The 7,969-nt window shown below is 66.0% G+C and carries 10 protein-coding genes; 6 read left to right on the plus strand and 4 right to left on the minus strand.

Annotated elements, in window-relative coordinates:
- Together WBP48_RS09100 and WBP48_RS09105 are read right to left on the minus strand one after the other, a co-directional pair.
- On the minus strand, nt 1-817 hold an 817-nt coding region (locus WBP48_RS09100), incomplete at its 3' end, for a DUF222 domain-containing protein (protein ID WP_424439265.1).
- A 426-nt stretch (nt 818-1,243) separates the two neighbouring features.
- Entirely contained in the window at nt 1,244-2,293 is a 1,050-nt protein-coding gene (locus WBP48_RS09105) for an NAD(P)-dependent alcohol dehydrogenase (RefSeq protein ID WP_424439268.1), read from the minus strand.
- A 375-nt stretch (nt 2,294-2,668) separates the two neighbouring features.
- On the opposite strand from WBP48_RS09105, the gene WBP48_RS09110 reads away from it, so the two are divergent.
- The 4 genes from WBP48_RS09110 to WBP48_RS09125 all read left to right on the plus strand — a co-directional run bounded on the left by WBP48_RS09110 (nt 2,669) and on the right by WBP48_RS09125 (nt 4,757).
- Nucleotides 2,669-3,031, plus strand: a complete 363-nt coding sequence (locus WBP48_RS09110; RefSeq protein WP_424439271.1) for a cyclophilin-like fold protein — start codon at nt 2,669-2,671, stop codon at nt 3,029-3,031.
- 83 nt (nt 3,032-3,114) lie between these two features.
- On the plus strand, nt 3,115-3,249 hold the full coding sequence (locus WBP48_RS09115; RefSeq protein WP_424439274.1) for a hypothetical protein: 135 nt from the start codon (nt 3,115-3,117) through the stop codon (nt 3,247-3,249).
- 361 nt (nt 3,250-3,610) lie between these two features.
- Nucleotides 3,611-3,904 (plus strand): ribbon-helix-helix domain-containing protein, encoded by a 294-nt coding sequence (locus WBP48_RS09120; protein WP_424439277.1) that lies wholly within the window; start codon nt 3,611-3,613, stop codon nt 3,902-3,904.
- Between the two features lie 19 nt (nt 3,905-3,923).
- Nucleotides 3,924-4,757: a hypothetical protein gene (locus WBP48_RS09125; protein WP_424439279.1), complete on the plus strand. Its 834-nt coding sequence runs from the start codon at nt 3,924-3,926 to the stop codon at nt 4,755-4,757.
- Between the two features lie 103 nt (nt 4,758-4,860).
- On the opposite strand, the gene WBP48_RS09130 is transcribed toward WBP48_RS09125, so the two are convergent.
- On the minus strand, nt 4,861-6,009 hold the full coding sequence (locus WBP48_RS09130; RefSeq protein WP_424439282.1) for a nucleotidyltransferase domain-containing protein: 1,149 nt from the start codon (nt 6,007-6,009) through the stop codon (nt 4,861-4,863).
- 36 nt (nt 6,010-6,045) lie between these two features.
- Nucleotides 6,046-6,177 carry a hypothetical protein gene (locus WBP48_RS09135; protein WP_424439285.1) on the minus strand — a complete coding sequence of 44 codons (132 nt, stop codon included), beginning with the start codon at nt 6,175-6,177 and terminating at the stop codon, nt 6,046-6,048.
- A gap of 193 nt (nt 6,178-6,370) precedes the next feature.
- On the opposite strand from WBP48_RS09135, the gene WBP48_RS09140 reads away from it, so the two are divergent.
- Both WBP48_RS09140 and WBP48_RS09145 read left to right on the plus strand, forming a co-directional pair.
- Nucleotides 6,371-7,033, plus strand: coding sequence for a GntR family transcriptional regulator (locus WBP48_RS09140; RefSeq protein ID WP_424439291.1), 663 nt, complete (start codon nt 6,371-6,373; stop codon nt 7,031-7,033).
- A gap of 76 nt (nt 7,034-7,109) precedes the next feature.
- Entirely contained in the window at nt 7,110-7,841 is a 732-nt protein-coding gene (locus tag WBP48_RS09145; protein WP_424439288.1) for a haloacid dehalogenase type II, read from the plus strand.
- Nucleotides 7,842-7,969: the final 128 nt, after the last annotated feature.

The raw sequence follows: 7,969 nt of genomic DNA on the forward strand, positions 1-7,969 counted from the left end.
CCTCCGACGCGTACAGCTTCTCGCGGGTCGGGTCCTGCAGGTAGACCTCGCTGCCGGCGGCCAGCACCGTCTGTCCGCCCGGGGTCTCGATGCGGCCGCCGTTGATCACTTCTTCGGCGAACAGGAACACCCGGCCGCCGCTGGCGGTGGTGAGGGTGGCGTGGGCCATGGCGGTGAGCCGATCCCAGAGCGCGTATCCGAGGGGGGCGGGGACGTCGGCGATGAGCCTGGCCATCCCGTCGGGGAGGTCGTACAGCCGCACGGCTCGTTCGTCGTGTGCGCGGCGGGTGCGGTCGCCGAACGCGTCGGGGTCGAGAGTCGCGGCGATCGCGCGGGCAGCTTGGGTCATCCGGGCGGGGGACTCCGTCTCCGCCGCGGCGAGGGCGAGGTGTTCGTACCGGACGCGTAGATCAGGGTCGGTGATACCGGTGCCGGCGCGGACGATGCCCCACGCATGCCCGGCATCCACCTGACCCGTCCGGAACGCTTCGAACGTGGCGGGAAAGTCGTGGATCAGCTGGTGGGCTTCGGAGATGCGGGACTGCACCGTCCGGTCCGAGGAGCGCATCGCCATGCCCAGCTCGAGGGACACTTCTCGCAGTGGGAGGTCGGCATCCGAGACCCGGTACCGCGACCCGGCCTGCTGCGCCCGTTGACTCAGCAGTTCGGTGCGGTCGGCGATCACCTCGACCGCCTCGGCGAGCAGGCGTGCTTCCTCGGCCTGCGCCGCAGCGACGTTCGTGCGCGCCTCGAGCAACCGAGAGACCAGGTCGTCCAGGACCGGCCAGGAAGAGCCAGGCTGCGACGCATCAGACACGGCAACACCCCACGACAACGAGAAACGGACTTCATTCATCCACTCATCGAAGCCGGGGCTCCCGCCCTCATCCGGGGCACATGCACAACATCTACTACGAACAAATATACGGTATTACACACATCCATGCAACCCATATCTTGGAACAAGTCTATGACGGCCTCGCCGGCCAGCGTCACGACACAGGGGATGATCGTCGGCGACAGAGACGGTCACCTCGATGTTGCCACGGGTGGCGTTCGAGTACAGGGGCCGAGGGGGCCTGTCTTGTCGGGGCGCTGGCCCTGTCGGCCGCGCGCTGATTGCCGCCGGGGTGCGGCAGCCCGGCCTGCTCAGGGGTGACGCGGGCGCGCCGGGTCATGAGGAAGTCTCGGATCTCGTCCTGCAACGGCATGGCTCCAAACGAGGCCGCACACCGAGCGCGGGTCAGGCGAACGTCTCCGTGTCGATGACGAACCGGTAGCGGACGTCGGCGGACACGACGCGTTCCCAGGCATCGTTGATCTGATCGACGCCGATGAGTTCGGTTTCGGGATGGATGCCGTGTGCGGCGCAGAACTCGAGCATCTCCTGGATCTCGGGGATGCCGCCGGTGGTGGAGCCGGCGAGGGTGCGGCGGGCGGGGATGAGGGAGAACGCGGGAACGGTGAACGGCTCAGCGGGGGCGCCGACGTTGACGAGGGCGCCGTCCACGTCGAGCAGCCCGAGGTAGGTGGCGATGTCGAGGCCGGCGGAGACGGTGTTGACGATGAGGTCGAGACCCCCGCGCAGTTCGCGGAGGGCATCGGCATCCGTGGTGTCGACGTAGCGGGTCGCGCCGAACGCCAGGGCGTCGGCCTTCTTCTTGGTGCCGCGGGAGAGGACGGTGACCTCGGCGCCGAGGGCGACGGCGAGTTTGACGCCCATGTGGCCGAGTCCGCCCAGGCCGACGACGCCGACGCGCACGCCGGGGCCGGCGTTCCAGTGCTTGAGCGGGGAGTAGGTGGTGATGCCCGCGCACAGCAGCGGGGCGGCCTTGGCGGGGTCGAGTCCGGCGGGGATGACGAGGACGTAGTCCTCGTTGGTGACGACGGTCTGGGAGTACCCGCCCTGGGTGATCGTGCCGTCGGCGGGGTCGACGCTGCCGTAGGTCTGAGTGTTGCCGGCGAGGCAGTACTGGTCGTGGCCCTGCAGGCACTGCGCGCAGACGTGGCAGGAGTTGGACTGGCATCCGACCCCGACGGTGTCACCGACCCGATGCTTGGTGACGGCGCTGCCGATCTGGGCGATGCGGCCGACGATCTCATGGCCGACGACCTGCGGGTAGGCGATGGGGCCCCAGTCGCCGCGGATGGTGTGGATGTCGGAGTGGCAGATGCCCGCGTAGTCGATGTCGATCAGCACGTCGTGCGGGCCGACGTCACGGCGCTCGATGGTCAGCGGGACGAGCGGATCGGTGGCATTGACGGCACCGTAGGCCTTCACCGTTGTTGACATGGTTCTGTGGTCCTTTCTGTGCCGAGTCACGCGTGCGCAGACTCGCAAGACAGCCAACACCACGCGGACGAGCTGAGGGAGTCTCGGTCGAAAGGGGTATTGGCAGGGACTCCCTCGCCGGGAGCGCCGCACGTAGCATGACGGCCATGCCAGTGCTCGTCCCGACCGGCCCGCGGCAGAGGGGTCGTGGCCCGCTTTGCTGCGGCGACCCTCGTGGTGCTCGTCGTCGCAACAGCTCTGACGGCGTGTGCGTCGGGCGATGCCTCTGAACCGGCGGCGACCACGGCGGCCACCACGACGCCAACCGAGACGCCGACGCCGACTCCGTTGTCCACGTCGACGGCGGAGCCGACCGCCGAACTGCCAGGAGAGCCCATGACCGAGACCCCGATCTGCTTCGTCCTCGGAGAACAGATCGTCGATGCGCGGCTGTGGAACAACCCTGCCGCGCAGTCGCTCCTCGATCAGCTTCCAGTCAGCCTCGACTTCTCCGACTACGGGAGGCAGGAGGTGCTCGCCGAACCGCCGATCCCTCTGACGATGGAGGGCATGCCTCGCGGTGAGAGCGCCCCCGCCGGCACCATCGGCTACTACGCACCCGGCGGTGTCGTCGTGCTCTACTACACAGACGTGCCCTCCTACCCCGGAATCGTCCGCATCGGCCAGATCGACGGCGATGTGTCCGTCTTCCGCGGATGGAGCGGCTCCCGCGCGGTGACGATCGAACGCGCCGGGTAGACGACCTCGCCGACTTCGATCAGACGCGACGGCTCGCGGAACAGGCCGATCGTCTCGGCGGGTTGGATGCTGTGATCCACAACGTGAGCGTGCTCGACGGCGGCGACGCGCTGGCGGTCAACGTGGTCGCTCCGTTCGCGCTGACGGCGATGATGGTGGCCAGTCAATTGTCCAGTGGGCACTCGCAACCTTCGCCGCAGTATTCGCAGCGGGTCTGATCGCTGACTGACGAGAGGTCGAAGCGGCTAACCGAGTGGGCTCCTTCTCTGTACACGAAAACCTGGTGGTATCGTGTACGTAATTGCGGAAGAGGTCGCCGTTGGTTCAGGTGCAGGTTCACGAATCGGCGCTCAAGCGTGGATTGAGTGTCGACGAGGTGATCCGCATGTGGGTCGAGGGCACCGACGAGACACGCGCGGACGACGATGAGCCTCCGAGGTACCTGCGGCTCGCATTCGATGACGCGGGGCGGCCATGGGAGGTGGGCGCGTTGAGTTTCGGAAATGGGACGCGGTACCTGGTGATGCATGCGATGCCGGCCCGCAAGTCAGTGATCGAGAGGATGCAACGGAGGACGAGATGAACGACAAGATCGCAAGACCTGTGAACGGTTCGTACGGCACCATCAACGGTGTGGAGATCACCGAAGAAGTGATCGCTCGTCTCGTGAAGAACGCTGAGGATGGGTTTCCTGGCGCGACGTTCCGCGCACCAGGCCGGCCTGCCCGTACAGACGAACCGACTCGTGCGGTTACGGTTCGCCTGAGCGAATCAGAGCTATCGGCGCTGATGGCACGTGCCGAACGTGAGCACCGAAGCCGCTCTGAGGCGATCCGCACCGCACTGTCTGAGTGGGCACGCGCTTCTGCGTGAGCGGAGGCCTGTCGGGAGCATGAGCGACCGCGTGCTGGGCTTCATCGTAGGGGTGCTCCTCGCCCCGTCGTTGATCGCGAATCGCCTGGTGCGCACGGTGCTCTTTCCGGCGAGCCGCCCCTCTGAGGTGCAGCACCGTGGGCTCGAGCGTCTTGGCCGCATCGCCAATGTGCTGGGCGTCGTCCTCGTGGTGTGGGCGGCGGTGGCGACCGACATCTCGGGCAGAGGCGCGTTCGGCGAGGAACTGCGCGACGCATTCGTTAACGCGGTGGTCGTTCTCGTGGTGATCGGAGCGCTCATCCTCTGCGCAGCCGTGCTGTTCGTGTGCCTTGCCCGACGAGGGAACAGGCTTTTCACGCTGCGCCGGGTGCTCATTCCCATCGCCGCATGGTGCGGCTATCTTGTGATCGTTGTCGGTTCGATTCTCCTCGCGAACGTCCTGGTGCCGTTCGGCGAATGGGTGCAAGCTCGTTTGCGCGACGGCATCCTGTGGTTTCTGCTCCTGTTGCTGATGATCGCAGCCATGCTGTTCCTGCTCACCCTCTTCGTCACCGCCCTTCTCATGGGCTCCTGGCATGGCAGTACCCAGCTCTTCCGCTCGGCCGATGCGCATCCGCTCTTTCCGATCGTCGTCGGTTTCGGTATGGCGGCTGCTTCCTTGGCGCTTGCGCTCTCGGACGCGCTGAGCCCCGACCGGCAACCCGTCACGGTGCTCGACGCCGTGGTGCTGTTCTTCGGCCCCGTTGTCGCGGTGACGCTGCTCGTCATCGAAGGGGCCTGGCTCATGTGTCCGCCCCGGTCGATCCGATTCCGTGAGACGTATGTCAGCACCGCTAGAGGTGATGGGCGTTGACGGGGACTTCTCGGCTTCACTCACTCGGATGACGTTCGCCGGGGCGGATGCTGCGAGCGCGCAGCATCCGCCCCGTGTTTCTCGTCCGACTGGCCGATTCGCGCTAGCGATTCATCGCCCAGAAGCCACGTTGCGTTTCGACGGCGTACCGGGTGATCCTGTCGAGGTCTGGTCGCTGGGGCAGCACCGTGCGACCCTCGTCGAGCAGCATCCGCACCTTGCTGGTGAGGGATGAGATCCCGGCTGAAACTTCATCCCGCGGCACTTCACCACGCTTCACCGCGAGCACGCGTTCTCGCGACTCGGCCGGCATCGGGAGGGTGAGCGTGCTGTCCGAGGCAAGCTCGAGGCCCTGGTACGCGAGCCGCAGTGCGTGACTGCCATACTTTACGTCCCAACCGTGTTTGGCAATCAGTTCGGGACGATTCGGCACGCCGCGTTTGCTCGCCCCCAGCATCCGCTCATGCTGCGACTGCGCGTACCCGAGGAACCGCTCGATCGCTTGCTGCGACAGGAAGGCACTTCGGATCCTCCGTAGTTCGTCGCCGAACGGCGTCGAGTACAGCACCGAGTCTTCGGGCGCGAACAGCGGGAGGAGCACCGTCGGGTTACCCTTGATCGCCAACCGGAGGTACTTTGCGAGCGCGTACATCACCAGATCAGTGTCGCCGTGAGTTGACCGAGCACCCTCGGCTTGGGTGCGCCACACGAAGTCGTCGCGATGCTGCAGTGGCCCAAGCACCCAGTGCTCAGGCTCGACATAGATACCGAGTTCGTCGTGGTCATCGGTACCTTCGATCGCGATGCCATGAACGCCAGAACCGACGACGGTACGCAGAATCTCACCACTGAGAGCGACTTCGCGGTCGCCGTACTCGGTGCCCCCGTGGGGAAGCGAGCGCTTGTGCTCGTTGCGCGGGAAGTTCTCGGCGTCATCACGCCACAGATCAGCATCGACGCCGCGAGGAACGTGGTGCCCAGCTGCGCGGTGCCGATCGAGGTGCGCGATCATGCCCCACGTCGAGTCGAAGGTCGTTTCGACGATCTCGCCGATGGATCGAAAGTACCCGCGGAAGAAGGCGGTCTCGTCTTCAACCCACTCGCGATCTTGCAGCCAGCAGCCGCAGCATTCGAGCCCGACGTTGCTCATGAAAACGTAGACGTCGCCCTCGCCAAAGCGTGCATAGCTCATGGAACCTCCTTTCGTTGATGGTTTCGAGAGTCGCCTCATGCAAAGAAAGGCCGCTTGCAATCGCAGGCGGCCTTCGTGCTGATGGGACGGCGGTGGCTACCCCGAGAGGGAGGTGAAGGCGCGTGTGCGGCGAAGTTCGACGGCGCTGTGGATGAACGGCGCAGCCAGCCATGACGGCGTGACGAAGCCCTGCGTGAAGCAGTGACTGCGCGTGTTCAGCGTCGACATTCTTGACCCTTGGTGTGCGCGGACGGTCGAACTCGCCGGGGGCGAGTAGATCACCATAAGCAGGCGGGGGCGAACCTGTCAAGAGAAAACCCGCATCCAACCGCATCCCTGCTCTGGATGATAGTACAGCAGGCATACAGCAAGACGAGGACGAGTAGAGTCGCTGCCGACGCGAGGAGGCTCGTCGGTGCCTATGCTTCAACCGCTCGAAACAGTCACCGTCGCCGATGCGGCGACGAGTCGGCTTCGCGACCGCCTGTTCGCGGGGGAGTACAAGGCGGGCGAGGAGATCAAAGATACCCAGGTGGCGTCGGCATTCGGGATCGCCCGTCCGACCGCGCGCGTCGCCGTCCAGCAGCTCGTGAACGAGGGGATGCTGGTCCGCTCACCAGGATTCAGTGCCCGCGTGCGCACCTTCGACCCTGCTCAGGTGCGCGACATCTACCGCGTCCGCAAACTCATCGAACTGGATGCCGTGCGGGAGATCCGCCGGGCGAGTCTTCCGCTCGACGCGGTGACGGCTGCCCTCCAAGGATTCGCCGACCTGCAGGGCCGTGAGGATGACTGGCTGCACATCGCGGCGGCCGACCTGGCCTTCCACAGTGCGGTCGTGGGTACGGCCCGCTCCCCGCGGCTGCAGGGCTATTTCGCTGGCATCGCGAACGAGAGCAGACTGCTCATCGCCCTGCTGCGTGCGCAGTACACGGACGCCGCCGCCCTCTATGCGGAGCACGAAGAGCTGCACGCCGCGCTGGGTGGCGACACGCCGTTCGCGGCGCTGGAAGAGGCGTGGATTGCGCATCTGGATATGGCGCAAACGTTCTTGGAGGGGCACCTCGCGTCGACTGCGGAGTAGTCCTTCAGAAACAGCATTACTGTTATACAGTTAGTCAGTGGCGGATCGACCGCCGGCATCCTGTCCTGGAGGGGTCATGATCGATCTGACGTCCTATTCCGCCCTGAGCTTCGATGTGTACGGCACTCTCGTCGATTGGGAAGCCGGCATCGCGACGGTGCTGTCGGAGTGGGCGCAGCGGCGGGGTTCGTCGTTGGATCAGGAGGCGCTGCTGCTGGCTTACGCCGACAACGAAGCAGCCGTGGAGCGCGAGTACCCGGGCCTGGTCTACGCGGAGGTGCTGCAGGCCGCGTTCCGGCGCACCGCGAAAGACCTCGCGCTGCCGGTCACCGACGAGGATGTGCAGGCACTGGGCCGTTCGGTGCCCGACTGGCCCGCGTTCGAGGACACCCACGTGGCGCTCACGCGACTGAAGAAGCACTACAAGCTCATCATCCTCTCCAACGTCCACGAGCAGGGCGTGGAAGGCAGCATCAAGCGGATGGATGTCGTGTTCGATCAGGTCAACACGGCCGAGAGGATCGGCTCGTACAAGCCCAGCCCCCGCAACTTCGAGGTGCTGATCGAGATCCTCGATGAACTTGGCGTCGCGAAGCGGCAGCTGCTGCACGTGGCGCAGTCGCTGTTCCACGACCACGTTCCGGGCAAGGCCATCGGCCTCGACACGGTATGGATCAACCGTCGCCACAACCGACCGGGTTGGGGCGCGACCCCTGACCCGCAGATCGGCGTGACCCCCGACCTCGAGTTCACCTCGCTGGCAGCCTTCGCCGACGCGGCCGATGCCGCCTTCGCCGCGAAAGGCTGATCACCGCGACCCGGGACCGCAGCGCAACGACAGCGGGACCGCAACGGGACCCTGGTCCCGGGACAGCGGGACGCCGCGGCTGGGATGATGGCGGCATGGAGCCGGACCGCGACCCGCGCGCGCGACGC

The organism is Microbacterium sp., from assembly GCF_049661145.1.
In the GTDB taxonomy this organism is placed as follows: domain Bacteria; phylum Actinomycetota; class Actinomycetes; order Actinomycetales; family Microbacteriaceae; genus Microbacterium.